This is a genomic window from Flavobacterium aquidurense (genome assembly GCF_001404985.1).
GTDB classification, from domain to species: Bacteria; Bacteroidota; Bacteroidia; order Flavobacteriales; family Flavobacteriaceae; genus Flavobacterium; species Flavobacterium aquidurense_B.
The window spans coordinates 399,964-419,316 of the sequence record NZ_JRLF01000006.1 but is presented as its reverse complement, the minus strand read 5'-3'; the positions used below and the strand labels follow the sequence as shown (position 1 = coordinate 419,316).

The 19,353-nt window shown below is 36.5% G+C and carries 13 protein-coding genes; 4 read left to right on the top strand and 9 right to left on the bottom strand.

What is annotated here, in order from left to right; all coding sequences use genetic code 11:
• The first annotated feature begins 10 nt into the window (after positions 1-10).
• The gene (locus RC62_RS03510) at positions 11-1,933 is read left to right on the top strand and encodes an OmpA family protein (RefSeq protein ID WP_055092652.1); all 1,923 of its coding nucleotides are present in this window, start codon (positions 11-13) and stop codon (positions 1,931-1,933) included.
• Positions 1,934-2,052: 119 nt separating this feature from the next.
• On the opposite strand, the gene RC62_RS03505 is transcribed toward RC62_RS03510, so the two are convergent.
• The 3 genes from RC62_RS03505 to RC62_RS03495 are packed head-to-tail and all read right to left on the bottom strand — an operon-like array spanning position 2,053 to position 4,314.
• Positions 2,053-2,526 (bottom strand): hypothetical protein, encoded by a 474-nt coding sequence (locus RC62_RS03505; protein WP_082421207.1) that lies wholly within the window; start codon positions 2,524-2,526, stop codon positions 2,053-2,055.
• A gap of 28 nt (positions 2,527-2,554) precedes the next feature.
• Complete coding sequence (locus tag RC62_RS03500; RefSeq protein ID WP_055092650.1) at positions 2,555-2,974, bottom strand: Dabb family protein; 420 nt, start codon at positions 2,972-2,974, stop codon at positions 2,555-2,557.
• A gap of 11 nt (positions 2,975-2,985) precedes the next feature.
• Positions 2,986-4,314 carry a hypothetical protein gene (locus RC62_RS03495; protein ID WP_055092648.1) on the bottom strand — a complete coding sequence of 443 codons (1,329 nt, stop codon included), beginning with the start codon at positions 4,312-4,314 and terminating at the stop codon, positions 2,986-2,988.
• 264 nt (positions 4,315-4,578) lie between these two features.
• Here RC62_RS03495 and RC62_RS03490 point away from each other — a divergent pair, with 264 nt between their 5' ends.
• Together RC62_RS03490 and RC62_RS03485 are read left to right on the top strand one after the other, a co-directional pair.
• Positions 4,579-5,268: a response regulator transcription factor gene (locus RC62_RS03490; protein WP_055092647.1), complete on the top strand. Its 690-nt coding sequence runs from the start codon at positions 4,579-4,581 to the stop codon at positions 5,266-5,268.
• On the top strand, positions 5,265-6,638 hold the full coding sequence (locus tag RC62_RS03485) for a sensor histidine kinase (protein ID WP_055092645.1): 1,374 nt from the start codon (positions 5,265-5,267) through the stop codon (positions 6,636-6,638). Before RC62_RS03490 ends, RC62_RS03485 begins: the two co-directional genes overlap by 4 nt.
• Before the next feature lie 109 nt (positions 6,639-6,747).
• Here RC62_RS03485 and RC62_RS03480 read toward each other — a convergent pair whose 3' ends face one another.
• From RC62_RS03480 to RC62_RS03455, 6 genes are all read right to left on the bottom strand, one after another.
• Positions 6,748-7,971, bottom strand: coding sequence for a sensor histidine kinase (locus RC62_RS03480; RefSeq protein WP_082421206.1), 1,224 nt, complete (start codon positions 7,969-7,971; stop codon positions 6,748-6,750).
• A 21-nt stretch (positions 7,972-7,992) separates the two neighbouring features.
• The gene (locus RC62_RS03475) at positions 7,993-14,370 is read right to left on the bottom strand and encodes a HAMP domain-containing protein (protein ID WP_082421205.1); all 6,378 of its coding nucleotides are present in this window, start codon (positions 14,368-14,370) and stop codon (positions 7,993-7,995) included.
• 78 nt (positions 14,371-14,448) lie between these two features.
• Entirely contained in the window at positions 14,449-14,880 is a 432-nt protein-coding gene (locus tag RC62_RS03470) for a response regulator (protein ID WP_082421204.1), read from the bottom strand.
• A 1-nt stretch (position 14,881) separates the two neighbouring features.
• The gene (locus tag RC62_RS03465; RefSeq protein ID WP_082421203.1) at positions 14,882-16,327 is read right to left on the bottom strand and encodes an ATP-binding protein; all 1,446 of its coding nucleotides are present in this window, start codon (positions 16,325-16,327) and stop codon (positions 14,882-14,884) included.
• A 112-nt stretch (positions 16,328-16,439) separates the two neighbouring features.
• On the bottom strand, positions 16,440-16,817 hold the full coding sequence (locus tag RC62_RS03460; RefSeq protein WP_055092641.1) for a response regulator: 378 nt from the start codon (positions 16,815-16,817) through the stop codon (positions 16,440-16,442).
• A gap of 270 nt (positions 16,818-17,087) precedes the next feature.
• A complete protein-coding gene (locus RC62_RS03455) occupies positions 17,088-17,375 on the bottom strand; it encodes a hypothetical protein (RefSeq protein WP_055092639.1) in 288 nt (95 codons plus the stop codon).
• Between the two features lie 372 nt (positions 17,376-17,747).
• On the opposite strand from RC62_RS03455, the gene RC62_RS03450 reads away from it, so the two are divergent.
• Complete coding sequence (locus RC62_RS03450) at positions 17,748-19,256, top strand: DEAD/DEAH box helicase (RefSeq protein ID WP_055092951.1); 1,509 nt, start codon at positions 17,748-17,750, stop codon at positions 19,254-19,256.
• The last annotated feature ends 97 nt before the right edge of the window (positions 19,257-19,353 follow it).

The following is a 19,353-nucleotide window of genomic DNA, read 5'->3' as shown; positions in this document are numbered from 1 at the left end:
ATCAATAATTATGAAAAGTTACAGCGCTTTATACCTGACAATTTTAAGCATTTTTTCATTCAATAGTTATGCTCAGCAAAGCAAAATTAGTGATGCAGATAAGAGCTATAACAAATATGCTTATGTAGATGCTATTAAAATATATGAAAAAGTGGCTGAGAAAGGGTATAAATCTGAAGATATGTTCAAAAAGCTGGGCAATTCGTACTATTTTAATTCAGATTATGAAGCGGCTGCAAGGTGGTACGGAGAATTATTTGCGATGAATACTGCAGTTGGATCTGAATATTATTACCGATATGCCCAGTCTTTAAAATCAGCAGGACAAATTGATAAGGCTAATAAACTTATGAAGGAGTTAAATACCAAATTTAATCAGGACAACAGAGGTTTGCTTTATAAGGAAAATGTTAATTATCAAGATCTTATAAAATCTAATTCAGGACGTTATAAAATAGAAGATGCAGGCATTAATTCTAAATATTCAGATTATAGCAGCTTCGTGTATAACAATAAAATATATTTTGCCTCTGCAAGGGACACCGGAAATTTTTCTAAAAGGATACATACCTGGAGTGGAGAATATTTTACCAACCTCTATGTTTCAAATACTGATTCTGTCAAAGTAGAAAAGTTTAAAACAGCTTTAAACTCTAAATTCCATGAATCGGCGCCAGCCTTTACAAGAGACGGTAAAACAGTTTATTTTACCAGAAACAATTATTTAAAAGGCAAAAAAGGGCAAGATGAACATAAAATTACTTTAGTAAAAATTTATAAGGCGAGTTTAGAAAATGGAAAATGGACAAATATTACGGCACTTTCTTTTAATAGTGATAATTATAGTACCGCACATCCTGCGCTTAGTCCGGATGAAAAGACATTGTATTTTGCCTCTGATCGTCCCGGTACAATAGGCCAGTCTGATATTTACAGAGTTGAGGTACATGCTGACGGAAGTTTTGGACAACCTGTAAATCTGGGAAAACCAATTAATACAGAAGGCAGGGAAACTTTTCCGTATGTTACCAATGAAAATGAAATTTATTTTGCTTCAGACGGTCATCCCGGACTTGGCGGACTGGATGTTTTTGTGGGTAAAATACAAAGTAACGGAGCTGTAACTGACATTCAGAACGTTGGAGCAGATGTTAATTCTCCTAAAGATGATTTTGCTTATATAATCGATCCCGTTACCCGAAAAGGGTATTTTAGTTCAAACAAAGACGGAGGACAAGGATCTGATGATATTTATAAGTTTTTAGAAACCAAAAAACTCCAATGTATCCAGGAATTGAATGGCATTATTACAGATTCAGAAACGGGAAGTATATTGCCCGAAACAAAATTGTCGCTTTATGAAAATGAAGCCTTCATAAACTCAACCTTTTCAGATCTTTCCGGCTCTTATAACTTTGCAGTTTCTTGTGGCAAAACATACAATGTAAGAGCAGAGAAAAAAGAATATACCACGAAAGAAGTAAATGTCACTATTTTAAAACTAAGCGGAAAAACCAGCTTGCCAATTACGCTGGATAATGCCAAATGCAAAGTAGCTGTTGGTGATGATCTGGGGAAATGTTTTGGTATTAAAATGATTTATTTTGATTTGGATAAATCCGATATTCGTCCGGAAGCCGCCGTTGATTTAGAAAAAATACTAAATGCCCTTCTTGAAAATCCAACAATGAAGCTCGATATACGTTCACATACAGACAGTCGCCAGACACGGTATTACAACGAAGCCTTATCAGATCGAAGAGCGCAGTCGACTGTAAAATGGCTCATTAAAAACGGAATAGATTCCAGTAGACTAACGGGCAGGGGATATGGAGAAACCCAACTCTTAAATGGTTGTTTTGACGGCGTAAATTGTACCGAAGAACAACATCAGGTAAACAGGCGAAGTGAGTTTATAATTACTGCTTTATAAAAGTAAATTGAAGAGTTTAATACATAACTTTAATTAGTAGAATGATCTTAAAAAGACATAAAAAAATCCCCTTTATTATAAGGGGATTTTAGTTTAGTGAATCTACAAGACATTTAAAACTATTTTGATTCAGGCTCAAAAAGATCGTCTGAATTATCTGTAATAGGAATATATAAACGTTCCCAAACATCTGTATCAACCATATCCCAGCTGTGACCTTTACCTTTTAGATCTTCTGCAAGTAAAATAACACCCGGTTCTATTATAAAAGTACTGCCATCAGATACTTTAAATCTAATTTTGCCTTTTACCGTAATTACATATTGCTTTCTGGGTGCAGGATGTGCATTTTTTTCCCATTCTTCTGTTTTATTGCTGTACCAGAACGAAGCAGTATTCATGTGCTTTAAAGACGGGATAGAACCTTTCTCGAATGAACTCGTGCCATCAGGATTATTAATAAGGCGGTAAGCAGGAATCTCAGCAGCTTCTTCCAATGGTTTCACTGATACATTTTTGTGATTTTGAGCAGTATTGCTGTTTGCTGTCATAAGGACTACAGATAGGATAAATCCTTTTAATAAATTTTTCATTTTGATAGTAATTTAAAAGTAATAATTTTTATTGAATGTAAACAGAATCGTGAACCATCATTTTATTAAAAAATGGTTTGTATTTTGCGACCAACGCGAGATGTCCGTCAAGCTTACCATAAGTTTCTAAATCTTCAAGAGAATCAAACTCCATTGACGCATTATAAGTAAAAGAATTGTCCATTACAGGTCTCGGAGTTGAATTTGCGGGCCCGCCATAACGTACATTTTTTACATATGGCAATTTTTTAAGCCCTTCAAAAAAGTTTTGAAACTCTTTAACCTGAGTGGAGGTAAGTTCTGGTTTAAGCCAAAACAACAAATAATGAAAATAGATTGTCTTAGGTTGAGGTACTGTTATGTCGCTGTTATTAGCCAATACTTTTCCTCCAATAAGCGAAAGCGCTCCGGCACTTGCTGATGTAATAATAAAATTTCTTCGTTTCATAATCGTTAGTTTTAATTAAAGTCTATTCTGTATTTCAAAACAAACTGCCATTTTCTGTCTGATACTGTAGCTTGACTGGCATCGTTTAATGCATAAATTGGACGATTTTGAGCATCAAAAGTCAGCCTTGACGACATACCATTCATAAGTAATGACACACCTGCATCATAAGTCAGTGCTTTATCATGAAGTCCGTCAAGATCTGAAAGCATTATGCTTCCCGCAGGTTGCAGCTGCAAATTGTTTTTATCTTTGTTAAAGTAGGGTAGTGTACCCCCAATTTGTACATAATAAGTATTACCAGTCCCTATCACCGGAGATGCATTACCGGCACCGTTAAGACTGCTCTCGGCTGCATTTACACCGCTTGCAGGATTGCTTACACCAGAATAACGGGTATAATTAGGCCCATAATTATTATTCATTGCCATGGCATACGCACTAAAAGAGGTACCGCGTTCTTTGTTTATGGGGGTATCGTAGAAAAGATCAACAGCAAAACTTTTTTCATCATCATTTATGGTGTTTTTCATTTCATCCAGATGCCACAGCTCATTGTGTATGTATTCGAATCCGGCGCCTAATGCAAGCACTTTCTTTTTTCCGTTATAGGTTCCGGAATGAAAAGGGGTAGAATTATTTTCTGTATCAAAAAATTCATATTTAAAATATCCTGAATAATCTTTATTAGGATGCGTTTTACTGAAAGTAGCCGTGTTATATTGCGGATCTGAGCTTACATTTGTGTACGGATCTGCAATGACCAAACGGTAATCAAATTTGCCTATTTGTCCTTTTGCATATACGCTAAACTCTCTCACGGTTTCATCAGATATACCTGCGTTTCCGGTAGCATAAGAGGGAAAATCGTATAATAAAGTGTTCAATGGCCCTGTTGTAAATCGTGATAATCCTTTCCAGGTAGATCGACCTGCACCGGCAGCAATAACATCATTGAATTTGTATTCAGCATAAGCATCCAGAAGTTCAAATGTTGGTGATGTTTTAGTGGCTACATTTACATTAGTTAAACCTCCCTGTAATATAAAAGTAAATTTCTCAGTAGGCTGGTACGCCATTTTTACCCTTACCCTGCGCAATGATAAATCAGATATACTGTTTACTTGTTCGCCATTTACAAGACTTCCCGGATTAAGTTCCACATAACGTGCCCATATCTCGGTATAACCGCTAAAAGAGATCGAACGTGTTTTTTCATCGTTTAGATAATGTGTAAGTGTTGGGTTTCCAAAATCGTTCTTCTTTTGTGCATTTATAGTATTAAATAACCCTGTAAGCAGAGAAAAACATATTCCAATTTTTAAATAACCTGTTTTCATTTTTAGTTAAAATTTATATTCTGTTTGGTAGTGATCACTACTTGTTTTTGACACTACAAAGGTAGATTCAGCATCGTCTTTGGGGTATTAGAAAACTATTAGAAAGGCTATAGAATGTTATTAGAAAATAGATTGTTTCAGTTCTAAATATTTGATAATCAGTAATTTTTAAGTCCTGGGAAAAGGAGTGTGTAAACAGTAGCCTTTTTGTTAAAGAAAATATTATCGTAAATTTGATTCCGATTTTAAAAGCAACACATATAAATGAAGATATTGATAGTAGAAGATAACAGCCGGGTTTCTGCGCTGCTTAAACGAGGACTGGAAAGTCAGGGTTATCAGGTTTATATTGCTGAAGAAGCTGAGGAAGGACTGATACTTTTAGACAAAATTGATTTTGAATTGATTATCACTGATATTATGCTGGGAGGAATGGATGGAATTACATTCTGTAAAAAAATCCGCCATTCGGGAAAAAAAATCCCAATCATTATGCTGACGGCACTGGGAACCATCGACGAAAAGATTGAAGGATTTGATGCCGGTGCAGATGATTATCTTGTAAAACCTTTTGAAATAAGGGAACTTTACGCAAGAGTTAAGGCTTTGCTGCAGCGCAAAAATGATACAACTAATACTTTAGAAGAGAGTTCTCAACTTATATATAATGATCTTGTTATGGATAAACGTACCAAAGTTATCTATAGAGAAGGCGTGACGATTAACCTGACTCCAAAAGAATTTAACCTGCTGCATTTTATGATGCTAAACCCGGAAAGGCTTCTTACCCGTGACGAAATAGCTGATAATGTTTGGGGAAATAATTTTGATACAGGAACCAATTATATTGATGTATATATCGCATATCTGAGAAAAAAGATAGACAAAGGTTTTGAGCAGAAACTAATTCATACAAAAGTGGGAATGGGATTTATTTTAAGCAATAAAATATGAAATTAGTAACCAGAACAGCCCTTACTTATGCCATTTTAACTGCTTTTATTCTTTTTGTTTTTGCCTACAGCGTATATTTTGTGTCAGAAAAAAATAGAAAAGATGAATTTTTTGATCGTCTGGATTATAAAATAACCTGGCGTGCCGAGTTTATATTTGATGCACAGATCAATAAAAATCTTATAAAATTTCTTCACACAAAAAACAAAAAAGTACTTAACGAAGCAGATATAAGTGTTTATGACAGTAATTTTAATCTTTATTTTTCTGATAATATACCACCGCTTGGCAATAAAAAAATATTACAGTCCATAAAAAAGAATAAATACCTAAACTGGTCAGATGATAAATACCAATATCGCGGTATTTTATATACAGACCATAATAAAGAATTTTATATAGTAGGAAGGGCAATAGATATAACCGGGCTAAATCATATTAATGCCTTTAAAGAGAATGTAGTTTATGTGTATTTTATTTCTATAGTATTGATCTTTATTATTGGTTTTGGATTTTCCTATTATACCTTAAAACCATTAAAGGATATTATTTTTCAAATCAGGGATATATCAGAACACAATCTTAATAGGCGCATAATAGTCCCGAAAGCAAAAGATGAACTTTATGAGCTTACAGAGACTTTTAACGATACTTTTAACCGGTTAGAGAAATCCTTCAATAACCATCGCAATTTTGTAACGACGATCTCGCATGAGTTTCGTACACCGCTTTCGATTTTAATTGCGGAAATTGAATTAGGCAAAGAACTAAATCAAACTATTGATGATTATAAAGTGTCATTAGATAATGCTCTGGAAGAAGCAAATCATGTTTCTCAGCTTTCGACTGCACTTCTTGACTTTGCCCGTGCTAATTATGACATATCACAAATAAAAATGTCTGAGATTAGAATCGATGAAGTTCTTGTTGACGCCAAACTAAATTTGTTAAATAAAAAAGAGGTAAAATATAAAATAGGTATAAGCTACACCAACTTAGAAGACAGCGATGCAAATTTCTATAATTATAACGGAAATCCTTATCTGCTGCAAATTGCTTTTTCTAATATTATGGAAAATGCCTGCAAATATTCAACAGATCATTCTTGTCATGTAGACATAAATGCTTCTGCTGAAAGTATTATACTGACGTTCTCTGATAACGGAATTGGTATTCCTGAGGAAGATCTCGGAAAAATCTATAATTTGTTTTACAGAGGAAAAAATAAAAATCACGAAATAGGATATGGTGTTGGTTTATCAGTTGTAAAACAGATTGTTAGTTTACATAGCGGCTCGATAGATGTTCAATCAATTGTTGCAAAAGGAACAATGTTTACAGTTACGCTGCCAGTAAGGAAGGGCTTGTAAATCTGATGTTTTTTGAGATAATTTTAATATTCGAAAGGAAGAATTGCAACATTTTACTTCATATAAAAAGGGACAGTTTTTCTGTCCCTTAATTTTTATTGTTTACTGATTATTGCGGCAAATAGATATTAAATGTAGCGCCTTTCATAGGGAATGCTGTTGCTGTAATTATGCCATTGTGATTTTCGACAATTTTCTTTACAATCGCCAGGCCAATTCCTGTTCCATCATAGACATCTCTGCTATGAAGTCTTTGAAAAACACCAAAAATTTTCTCACTATGTTCCGGTTCAAACCCTATTCCGTTATCCTGAAAAACGATATGGCAATAGTTTTCAGATAAGGCCAACTCGCCATGTTGAAGTTCTTCGCCTTTTTTAATGCAGCTTTTAATTTGAATTTCAATCGGAATTTCCTTTTGGGAGAACTTGAGTGCATTATTGAGTAAATTCTCCAGAAGCTGCACAAACAAGAACGGAATAATTTTAGCAGATCCATGAAGATCTGTAATAATCGCGGCTCCTTTTTCTGAGATATTCTCCTGCATGGTTTCTTTCAGGTCTTCGACTAATTTATTTAAATCTGTAATTTCAAAAACCCGATCAGCAATATTCGTACGTGAAAAAACCAGCAAATCGTTGATTAAATCCCGCATTCGATTGGTAGAATATAATATCCTTTCAAATTTGCTCTTGCCCTCAGCACTCAGGTTTGGATATTCATTTGCGAGTATAATATTAGTAAAGGTTTGTATTTTTCGCAAAGGTTCCTGAAGATCGTGACTTGAAATATGAGTAAAAGCATCGAGTTCAATGTTTTTCTTTTTAAGCTCTGTGGCATATTTTTCAATTGCCTGATATTGTGCTGCCAATTCTTCATTAGCCTTTGTAATCTTAGAATTTAGCGTTCTTGTTTCTTCTTCCTTGAATCGCAATTCCCTGTTTTTTTTATACAGCTCCGTAAACACGGCTACTTTTGCCTGAAGTATTTCACGTGACAACGGTTTAATCATATAATCTACAGCACCGGACTGATAGCCTTTAAAGATGTAATCTGTAGTATTCATATTGGCTGTCAAAAAAATAATGGGTACATCTTTTAGCTTATCGCTCTGGCGAATGAGTTCTGCCGTTTCAAATCCATCCATAAGAGGCATTTGTACATCCATCAAAATGATAGCAAAATCCTGATTTTTAAGTAAAATTCGTAAGGCATCTTTACCGGATGTTGCCTCAACAAATTCATAGCCTTTATCAGCAAGGATAACTTGTAAAGAAAGTAGGTTTTCTTTTTTGTCATCAACGATTAGTATTTTAACAGCGTGTTCTTCCATGGGGCTTAGTATTAAAAATAATTATTTTAACCATACTCTCATCAAAGAGGATAATTGTTCAACATTTACAGGCTTGGTAATATAATCTGATGCGCCTGACTCAATGCAGCGTTGTCGGTCTCCTTTCATAGCCTTGGCGGTCACAGCTATTATCGTTAAATCCTTATGTTTTATATTTTTTCTAATTATTTTCATTGTTTCATAACCATCGAGTTCCGGCATCATGATATCCATCAAGACAATATCAATTTTCAGGTTCTGATTTAGAATATCAATAGCTTCATGTCCGGATTCGGCGCTTATTACATCCAGTCCAAAACGTTCAAGTGCTGTGGTTAAAGCAAATAAATTTCGAACATCATCATCCACCAGCAATACTTTTTTGTTGATCAGCACATCTTCTTTCAGGTAATACTTTTCAATTCTTTCTCGCATACTTTCAGGAAGATCCTTATGTACACGATGCATAAACAGCGCCGTCTGGTCTACTAATTCGTCAATAGAAACTGCGCTTTTCGTAATAATATTGTGTGCAAACCTGCTTAATTTACTGCGCTGTTTTTTATTTACATCTCCCGCAGAATGTATAATGATAGCGGTTTCCTGTCCTGCAATATTATTTTCCAGATCGCTAATAAGATCAAGTCCGTCAGCATCAGGCAATGCCAGATCTAAAATAATACAATCAAACGATTTTTCAGCAATTAATACCACCGCATCTTTTGCTGTCAGGGCTGTAAAAATCGAAATATCATTACCTGAAACAGACTCTACAATACGTTGTAGTTCACTTTCATTATCATCAACAATCAGAAGATTTTTTTCTTTCTTGTTTTTAAAATTATGAATGTCATTAAACAGCGAAGTCAGGACTTCATTTTTTACAGGTTTAAGCATGAAATTTCTGGCACCGCGTTTCAATCCTTTGTTTCTTTCATCTTCTCCTGAAATTATATAAACAGGAATGTGGCGCAGGGTAAAATCAGTTTTTAATCGGTCCAGAATTTTCCATCCGCTGGTATCAGGCATGTTAAGATCCATTGTTATGGCATGTGGCTGAAACTGATTGATAAAGTCAATGACATCATTTCCTTTAGTCGTTACAATTGCTTTTATGCCATGCTGATGGGCTCTTTCAAGCAATACTTTGGCAAAAGTTACATTATCTTCGGCAATTAAAAGAATTTTATCGTCAGGTTTAATATCAGTTCGGTCATCGCCAACTTCATCTACAAAATATAAATCGATATCTGATGTATTGAAACTCGCAGAAGGAAGTGATTTTAAACGGCTTTTTCCGGCATGGATTACATTGGTTTCTTCATTGACTGTAATATCTTCTAATTCCGGAATATGAGCAAATTTTAAAGGAAGATATAGGGTGAATTTACTTCCTATATTGGTATCGCTTTCCAGCTCGATGCTTCCTCCTAATAAATCCGAAAGACCGCGGCTGATGGATAATCCAAGACCTGTTCCTCCATATTTACGGCTGGTAGAACCTTCTGCTTGTTGGAATGCTTCAAAAATAATGTTTTGTTTTTCTTTGGAAATTCCAATTCCTGTATCCGAAATTTCAAACGCTACAACTGCTTCTGCATTGTCCAGACTGATGTTTTTGGTTTTCCAGGTATTATTGGCTTTGTAAATATTCAGTTTAACTTCTCCTTTTTCTGTAAACTTGAAAGAGTTGGATAAAAGGTTTTTCAGAATCTGATTTAGCCTTTGCGAATCGGTTTCCATAACCTCTGGCAGGTTTCTATCCATATTGATTTCAAAATGAAGGTGTTTTGCCTGAGAAATAGGGTTGAAGGTAGATTCTACAAATCGGCTGATTTCAGCAAAACTAATCGGATTATAATCGACAGAAATATATCCGGACTCAATTTTAGAAAGATCCAGAATATCATTGATTAACTGGATAAGGTCATCTCCGCAAGAGTTTATCGTGATCGCGAACTGAATTTGTTTTTCGGATAAATTCCCATCTCTGTTCGCAATCAGTTCATTAGCTAAAATCTGTAAACTGTTTAGCGGTGTTCTTAACTCATGCGACATATTGGCAAGGAACTCCGATTTATATTTTGAAGTAAGCGTAAGCTGATCTGCTTTTTCTTCCAGCGCTTTACGTGCCACCTCAACTTCCTGGTTTTTAAGTTCTACTTCTTCTTTTTGATTCGCCAATAAAATAGCTTTTTCTTCCAGCTCCTCATTCGTATTTTTCAGTACTTCCTGCTGACTTTTCAGCTCGCTTGCCAAAGATTGGGATTGCACTAATAATTCTTCGGTTCTTGAATTTGACTCAATCGTATTCAATACAATACCGATACTCTCTGTTAGTCCTTCAAGAAAATCTAAATGCGTCTGGCTAAAGGTATCAAGCGAAGCCAGTTCAATAACTGCTTTAAGCTGTCCTTCAAAAAGAACCGGCAGGATAATAACATCTTTTGGTTTTGCATCTCCTAATCCTGAATTGATCCTGATGTAATCTTTTGGAACATTACTTAAAATAATTCGTTCCTTTTCGACTGCTACCTGACCAATAAGTCCTTCGCCCATAGCGTAGGAGGTAGGGGAATTTTTTCTTTTGATGTAAGCATACGAAGCAATAAGATTCAGTTTAGAATCCATAAATTGTTCGCCTTCTTCCAATATATAGAAAAGCCCGTGTTGCGCAGTAACAACGGCAGCAAGTTCTGACAAGATCTTTTTTGTAACAGCATTAAGCTCTTTTTGTCCCTGAAGCATCTGGGTAAATTTAGCTAAATTCGATTTCAGCCAGTCTTGTTCCTGATTACGTAAAGTAGTTGCCTTAAGATTATAAATCATCTGATTGATAGTATCTTTAAGAGCTTCAACTTCACCTTTTGCTTCAACACCAATTGTTCGGGTTAAATCTCCCTGTGTTACCGCAGATGCAACCTCAGAAATCGCACGTACCTGAGTGGTAAGATTTGCCGCCAGCTGGTTTACGTTTTCGGTTAGGTTTTTCCAGGTTCCTGAAGCTCCCGGTACATTTGCCTGTCCGCCCAGTTTTCCTTCGGCGCCCACCTCACGTGCCACCGTAGTTACCTGATCAGAGAATGTGGCCAGCGTATCGATCATTTCGTTGATCGTATCGGTTAGTTGTGCAACTTCGCCTTTGGCATCAATAGATAATTTTTGTTTCAGGTTTCCTTTTGCTACAGAGGTTACTACTTTTGCGATTCCACGAACCTGACCCGTTAAATTCGAGGCCATTACGTTTACCGAATCCGTTAAATCTTTCCAGGTTCCCGCAACACCTTTTACCTGAGATTGTCCGCCCAGTTTTCCTTCTGTACCTACCTCACGTGCCACACGGGTTACCTCAGATGCAAAGGAGTTCAGCTGTTCTACCATTGTATTAAACGTATTTTTCAGATCCAGGATTTCTCCTTTTACGTCAACGGTAATTTGTTTCGAAAGGTCACCATTTGCAACCGCTTTTGTTACATCGGCAATATTACGAACCTGCCCCGTTAAGTTCGATGCCATCTGGTTAACGGAATCGGTCAAATCTTTCCAGGTTCCGGCAACTCCAGGTACGAATGCCTGACCGCCCAATTTTCCGTCGGTTCCAACCTCACGCGCCACACGAGTTACCTCAGAGGCGAATGCACGAAGTTGATCCACCATTGTATTTACGGTTTCTTTCAATTGCAGAATCTCTCCACGAACGTCGGCAGTAATTTTTTTCGACATATCCCCATTTGCCACGGCAATGGTTACCTCGGCAATATTACGTACCTGCGTGGTTAGGTTACCCGCCATTTGGTTCACGGAATCTGTTAAATCCTTCCAGGTTCCTGCAACTCCGGGAACATTTGCCTGTCCGCCCAGTTTTCCTTCGGTACCCACCTCACGCGCCACACGAGTTACTTCAGAGGCGAACTCACGAAGCTGATCTACCATTGTATTCAGGGTCTCTTTTAACTGAAGAATTTCTCCGCGTACGTCAACCGTAATTTTTCGGGACATATCTCCGTTGGCAACCGCAATCGCCACATCGGCAATATTACGTACCTGAGCAGTAAGATTTCCTGCCATTTGGTTCACGGAATCGGTTAAATCTTTCCAGGTTCCTGCAACTCCCGGAACGTTTGCTTGTCCGCCCAGTTTTCCTTCGGTTCCTACTTCTCGTGAAACCCTTGTTACTTCTGAGGCAAAACCCCGAAGCTGATCCACCATGGTATTAATCGTATTTTTAAGCTCTAAGATTTCTCCTTTTACGTCAACAGTAATCTGGAGCGATAAATCTCCTTTTGCCACCGCTGTGGTTACTTCGGCAATATTACGTACCTGTCCGGTAAGGTTAGAAGCCATCTGATTTACGGAATCTGTTAAATCTTTCCAGGTTCCGCCAACACCTTCAACCTGCGCTTGCCCGCCCAGTTTTCCTTCCGTACCAACTTCACGCGCCACACGGGTTACCTCAGAGGCAAACGAATTCAGCTGACCCACCATGGTATTAATGGTATTTTTAAGCTCTAAAATTTCTCCTTTGGTATCAACGGTAATCTGACGTGATAAATCTCCTTTTGCTACCGCTGTTGTTACCTCGGCAATATTACGCACCTGTCCGGTTAAGTTCGATGCCATCTGATTCACAGAATCGGTCAAATCTTTCCAGGTTCCTCCAACACCTTTTACTTTTGCCTGACCGCCCAGTTTTCCTTCGGTTCCTACTTCAAGAGCCACACGCGTCACCTCAGACGAGAAGGAGTTCAGCTGATCTACCATCGTATTGATGGTTTTCTTCAATTCCAGAATTTCCCCTTCGGCTACAGCGGTAATTTTTTTTGATAAATCCCCGTTTGCTACCGCTGTGGTTACCTCGGCAATATTACGCACCTGACCGGTTAAGTTCGATGCCATCTGATTCACCGAATCGGTTAAATCTTTCCAGGTTCCACCAACACCTTTTACTTTGGCCTGACCACCCAGTTTTCCTTCAGAACCTACCTCACGCGCCACACGAGTTACCTCAGAACCGAATGAGTTCAGCTGATCCACCATGGTATTGATGGTATTTTTTAGTTCCAGGATCTCTCCTTCAACGTTTACTGTAATTTTTTTAGATAAATCTCCTTTAGCTACCGCTGTGGTTACCTCGGCAATATTACGTACCTGCCCCGTTAAGTTAGACGCCATCTGATTCACCGAATCGGTCAAATCTTTCCAAACTCCACCCACACCTCGTACTTTTGCCTGACCTCCCAGTTTTCCTTCAGAACCTACTTCACGTGATACACGTGTTACCTCAGAAGAGAAGGAATTCAGCTGATCTACCATCGTGTTAATCGTATCTTTAAGTTCCAGGATTTCCCCTTTTACGTCAACGGTAATTTTTTTCGAAAGATCTCCTTTTGCTACCGCAGTTGTTACATCGGCAATATTACGTACCTGTCCGGTTAAGTTCGATGCCATCTGGTTTACAGAATCGGTTAAATCTTTCCAGGTTCCTCCAACACCTTTTACTTGTGCCTGACCGCCCAGTTTTCCTTCGGTACCAACCTCACGCGCCACACGCGTCACCTCAGAAGAAAAGGAGTTCAGCTGATCTACCATCGTATTGATGGTGTTTTTTAGTTCCAGGATTTCTCCTTTTACGTCAACGGTAATTTTTTTAGATAAATCTCCTTTTGCCACCGCAGTAGTTACATCGGCAATATTACGTACCTGACCGGTAAGGTTACTGGCCATTTTATTTACAGAGTCGGTCAAATCTTTCCATACACCGCCCACACCACGCACTTTTGCCTGACCTCCCAATTTACCTTCTGTACCTACCTCACGTGCCACACGGGTTACTTCCATCGAGAAAAGGTTCAGCTGTTTCACCATTCCGTTTACCTCTTTGGCAATTCTTAAAAATTCTCCCTGAAGCGGATTTCCCTCAATAGATAAAGGCATTTCCTGGGATAGGTTTCCTTTTGCTACTGAGGTGATTACGTGTGCTATTTCAATCGTTGGATGAACCAGATCAGAAATCAGTGTATTGACAGAATCAACACACGAACTCCATGAACCACGTGCACCATCCAGCACTACACGATTGGTTAGTTTTCCTTGTTTACCAATACTTTTTCCTACTTTCTGAAATTCAAAAACCATCCTTTCGTTCAGGTCAATAATTTCATTTAAAGTATCGCAGATCGACCTTTTTATTCCGTTTTGATCGGTAGGAAAACGCTGGGAGAAATTACCATTTTTAACTTTCAGTAAAATTTTTAAAAACTCCGCATCACTCAGGATAGATTCCTCGTCAGGATTCTTTTTTTTGCTTTTACTGCCAGCTGTATTTTCATTTGTTATAACAGGAAGGGCAATGAGCAACTTATCGTCTGGTGTTTTATCGATATGTTTTATTTTTTTCATAGCTAGGTGTACGTTGGTGTAGGATTAAGTTTTTGATTTTGGGTTTTGGTATGCTATTGGTAAAATATTTTTTAAGATTTAGAGATCGGCATTTATTAAAATTTTCCGAAGGTGAAACTGCACGAAGGCATCCATTGAATCAGGTCTTTTCGTATTATCAGTATAATTTAAGGGTTTAATGATATATCCTGAAATACCCAATTCTTCTGCGATTACCCTGTCATTGCTTTCAGATGAAGTGGTCATAATAAAAACTTTCAGATGTTTTAGGTTTTCATCTGATCTTAGAATTTTAAGAAATTCTATTCCGTTCATTCTGGGCATATTAATATCTAAAAGAATAACGTCCGGAACGAGGGGTTTATTTTTATCCCGCAATAAATTAAGCGCTTCAAGCCCATTGTATGCCGTGTGAAGAATATAGGTGATTTCTAATTTTTTTAAGGAACGTTCTACAGAAATAGTGTCCAGTTCATCATCTTCAATTAGTAAAATGTTAGGTGTTCTCATATTATTTATTATTTCGCCATGTAAAGGTAAATTCGGTGCCTTCGCCTAGTTTTGATTCAACATAGATGTTTTCTCCCTGTTCATCAATAATTTTTTTAACTATTGCCAATCCCACGCCGGTACTTTCTACTTCATTTTTCTCTCTTAGGGTCTGGAAAATTTCAAATATTTTTTGATGGTATTCCTGATCAATGCCAATACCATTGTCTTTTATTGAAAACTCGTAAAAGCTGCCCACTTTTTTGCATCTTATTTCGATGCGGGCGTTTTCCGGTTTCGCATATTTAACAGCATTGCTAATCAGGTTAGAGAATAATTGTTCGAGTTTAAGACGTTCTGTATAAAGCTCAGGAAGCTGATCAATAGTAAGTATGAACGTTCTTGGTACGATCAATTGGGTAATATCAGCAACCAGCGTATTGATATTTACCAGTTCAGAAGGAGTTTTACGATTGATACGCGCATAATCCAGCAAACCATTAATCAGCGCTTCCATACGCTGGGTTCTTTTAGGGATTATGTCCAGATAATTTTTTAGATTAAGAGAAACCTCTTGCGAAAAATCCTCTTCGATCCAGGTAATAACGTTGTAAATACCACGCAAAGGAGCTTTAAGATCGTGAGAAACTACGTAAGCAAATTTGTTGAGTTCCTCATTTTTGTTTTCGAGTTCGTGAATATTTTTTTCAAGCCTTCGAGACATAATATTCAATGATGCGGCCAGGGCGCTTAACTCATCGTTTCTGTAATCTTCTATAACCGTGAATTTTCCTTTTGAGATCGTGTCTGCCACCTGAACCATAGAGTTGATTCGGTTGGTAATCATAATGATAATATAAATGATACTGCAAAAGCCTAAAAAGACAGTTAACGATAGAAATATCAATGAAAATATTCTGGTTTTTTCTAACGAATGCAGTAACATATCGCTGTGATATTTTCGGGTTTTGTATTCTATTTTGTCAAACTTTTTAAACTTTTGAGTAATATTATCGTTTATATTTTTACCATAATGTTTTTTTAATCCGGTTTCAAAAAGGGTCTCGTACGATTTAGCGTTATGGGTTCTTGCCTCAATTAATTGAGAAGAATAAGTAAGCCATTGTGTGTGAAGGACGCTTATAGAATCGAGTATGGACCGTTGTGAATTATTTTGTCCGACAAGGATTTGTTGTTCTGCAAAAAAAATTGGTACTGTTTTAATGCCCTGATAATATTCATCTAAAAACGTAGTGTCGTTAGTAAGGAAATATCCGCGTACGGCACTTTGCATTTCAAGAATTGCTCTGTGCGTTTTGTTTGAATTTCTAATTATAGCTTCAGATCTGGAGAGAAATTGCGAATTAAGCTGTACTTTTTTCGACATATTGTAATTGGTATACGAATCTGCAATAGAAAGTAAAATTACAAGAGTGAATGCCCACAATATTTGAGTCGATAGTTTCATTGTCTTCCTCTTAAAATAAAATGAAGTTGAACCTTAATTCAATAATAAAAATAGCAAAAAAAAGAAGACATTTAAAAAATAGCGCAGATATAGGATTAGGTATAGACATGTATTATATGATATAATAACTAAGAATTTTTTTTAATTCATTAAAATCGCTTGGTTTCGAAATATATTCGTTGGCACCGTAATTTTTTGCTTTTAATATTACTTCATTCAATTGAGAAGTAGAAAATATTATGATGGGAATATTTTTGATGATATCCTGTTTTTTTATTTCAGTTAAGAATTCAAATCCGGACATTACCGGCATATTCAGGTCCAGAAAAATAACATCCGGCTGAATTTGTTTTCCAATTAATTTGCGTAAAGCCTCAACAGGATTCTGCATGCCAGTATAAGCAGCGCCTGAAATTTCCTGAACGGCTTCCATAAAAAATTCACAATCGTCGATATCATCGTCGATTTGAAGTATGTTTTTGTATATCATTATCTTTTTGGGTTTAATTATAAAAGGCAAAGCCTTTACTGAAATGTATAAGTAAACCGAAAATTAATGAAGAAATAGTTAAGTAAAGTTTTGTCATATATGGGTTGGTTTGAAAAAAATATAAGAAAGAAAAATAAATATTATGATTTTAATATTTCTTACATAATTTTAGTTTAATGTTTTATAATTCTCATGTATTATTTATTGTTCATACAAAAGCCGATGAATCTCTCATCGGCTTTTTATAGTATTGTAAATCCGGATTAAATTTTACATTAAAAAAGTTCCCGGCTGTTCTTCGGTTTTATCATATTCTCCTTCGGGATCATTCTCTGAATCCAGTTCTTCCCAATCATTTTCGTCGTATTCAGAATGCATATCATCTTCAAGATCCTCTTCCAGGTCTCCAAGTTCAAGGTTGTAATGATTGCTGGCTGTTAATTCTGCTTCAAAAGCATTGTCCAGATAATCATCGTAATTTAATAATAGTTGTTCTTCATAATATGTCATATCGCCTGCAGATTCCTCAGACCCAAAAAAGTAATTGTCAGATTTCATAAAAATAGGTTTAAATTAATAGTGTACTAATGATCTATTTTTTCAAATAGAATATAATTTAAAAGTACATTATATGCCTACAGCTGATTTTATACAATTTTAGCGAAGGATTGTTAAATTCTCATCTTCACTACATTATTATATATCAACCTAAAGTTTAATGTTGTCTCACGAACTGTTTCTCTTGCCACTTTATTTCTTTATTACAGTGAGGATAATATAATAAAGCAATGCAAAACTGTAAAGCAACTCTGATTTCTATATAATAATTTTAATTATAATTAATGACAGGAAAATTGAATCGATAATTTCTGCTTGTCAATGATTAAAAACGTAACAAAAACAAATGGCATAAACAAAATCAGATACAAGATGAAAACGACTACAAAACCTGTTCAGGCATTATATGCTTATCAGCAAACGGATATTAATAATATACTGGACCAGCTGGAAAATGCTTCAAATTTGAAGCTCTTATATCAACTGCCTACAGGCGGAGGAAAAACAGTTGTGTTTTCAGAAATTGCCAGACAATTCATGGAGCGCTTTAATAAAAAGGTTATGATCCTGACCCATCGCAGGGAATTATGTACACAGACTTCTAAAACGCTGAAAAAAATGGGAGTTGAAAACCGTATTATAAATAGTACAAGTGGTAATCTTAAAGCAAACTGCGACTGCTATGTTGCTATGGTAGAAACACTGCGTAACAGGATAAAGTCGAAAAAAATAAAAACCGCAGATGTTGGTCTTGTCATTGTAGATGAAGCCCATCATAATTCTTTCAGGAAATTAATGGGGAGCTTTAAGAAGGCTTTTGTGATTGGGGTTACTGCAACACCTTTTAGCTCTGATATTACCAAACCTATGAATAGTCATTATAAGTCACTAATTTCAGGTGAGAATATTTCTAGCCTTATTGAGAAAGGTTTTCTGGCGAAACCCACATCCTATGTTTATGAAGTAGAACTGAATTCGCTGAAAACCGGATTGCATGGCGATTATACGGTTAGTTCATCTAATGATCTTTACAGTTCTCCGGTCATGCAGGAACTATTATTAAAAGCTTATAAAGAACGTGCTGCGGGAAAAAAGACACTGATATTTAATAACGGAATTGCGGCTTCGCAAAAAGTGTATGAAACCTTTACGGATGCCGGTATTTTGATTAAACATCTCGATAATAAATGTTCTGAGCAGGAAAGGAAGGAAATTCTAAAATGGTTTAAAAAAACAAAAGACGCCGTTTTGACTTCGGTTTCTATTTTGACTACCGGATTCGATGAGCCATCAGTTCAGAATGTTATACTAAACCGTGTTACAACTTCGATAACATTATACCACCAAATGATAGGAAGAGGCGCAAGGAGCCTGCCTTCTAAAAAAACTTTTGAGATTATCGATCTTGGCAATAATATCCAGCGATTTGGTAAATGGGAAGAACCAGTTGACTGGCAAAATGTTTTTGACCATCCTGATGTCTTTGCTAAACAGCTTCATTATCAGGGAGGCGGCACATCGGCTGTACAATCTCATGGATTTTCGGCAGAACTCAGAGCTCAGTTTCCTAATACACTGGAAATGACTTTTGATATTGAAGAACATTATCAGGAAGTGCTTCATACTGATAAAAAGCCTAAAACGGTTATTCAGCAGTCTATAAGACAGCAGGCAAAAATGTGTCTTGATAATGCGCTAACGGTATCAGAAGCTTTGTTATTGGCCGATGCATTACAGCCTGAAATTGAATGGAGGGTTAAACAGTACGTAAAATGTCTGGAAAATGCCAGCACCAACTACAAAAAATGGCTGATTGAAGATTATCAACAACGCCTTAAAGGACTAATCATAAAGTTGTTTCCAAAGGTAAAAGCCGCATAACGGGAATTGACAGGCTTCAATTATTATCAAAATAAAAATTGGATATGCAAGCAAGAATGTAAAGAAGCTTTTTTCTTTATTCGCGTTTGCATATCCA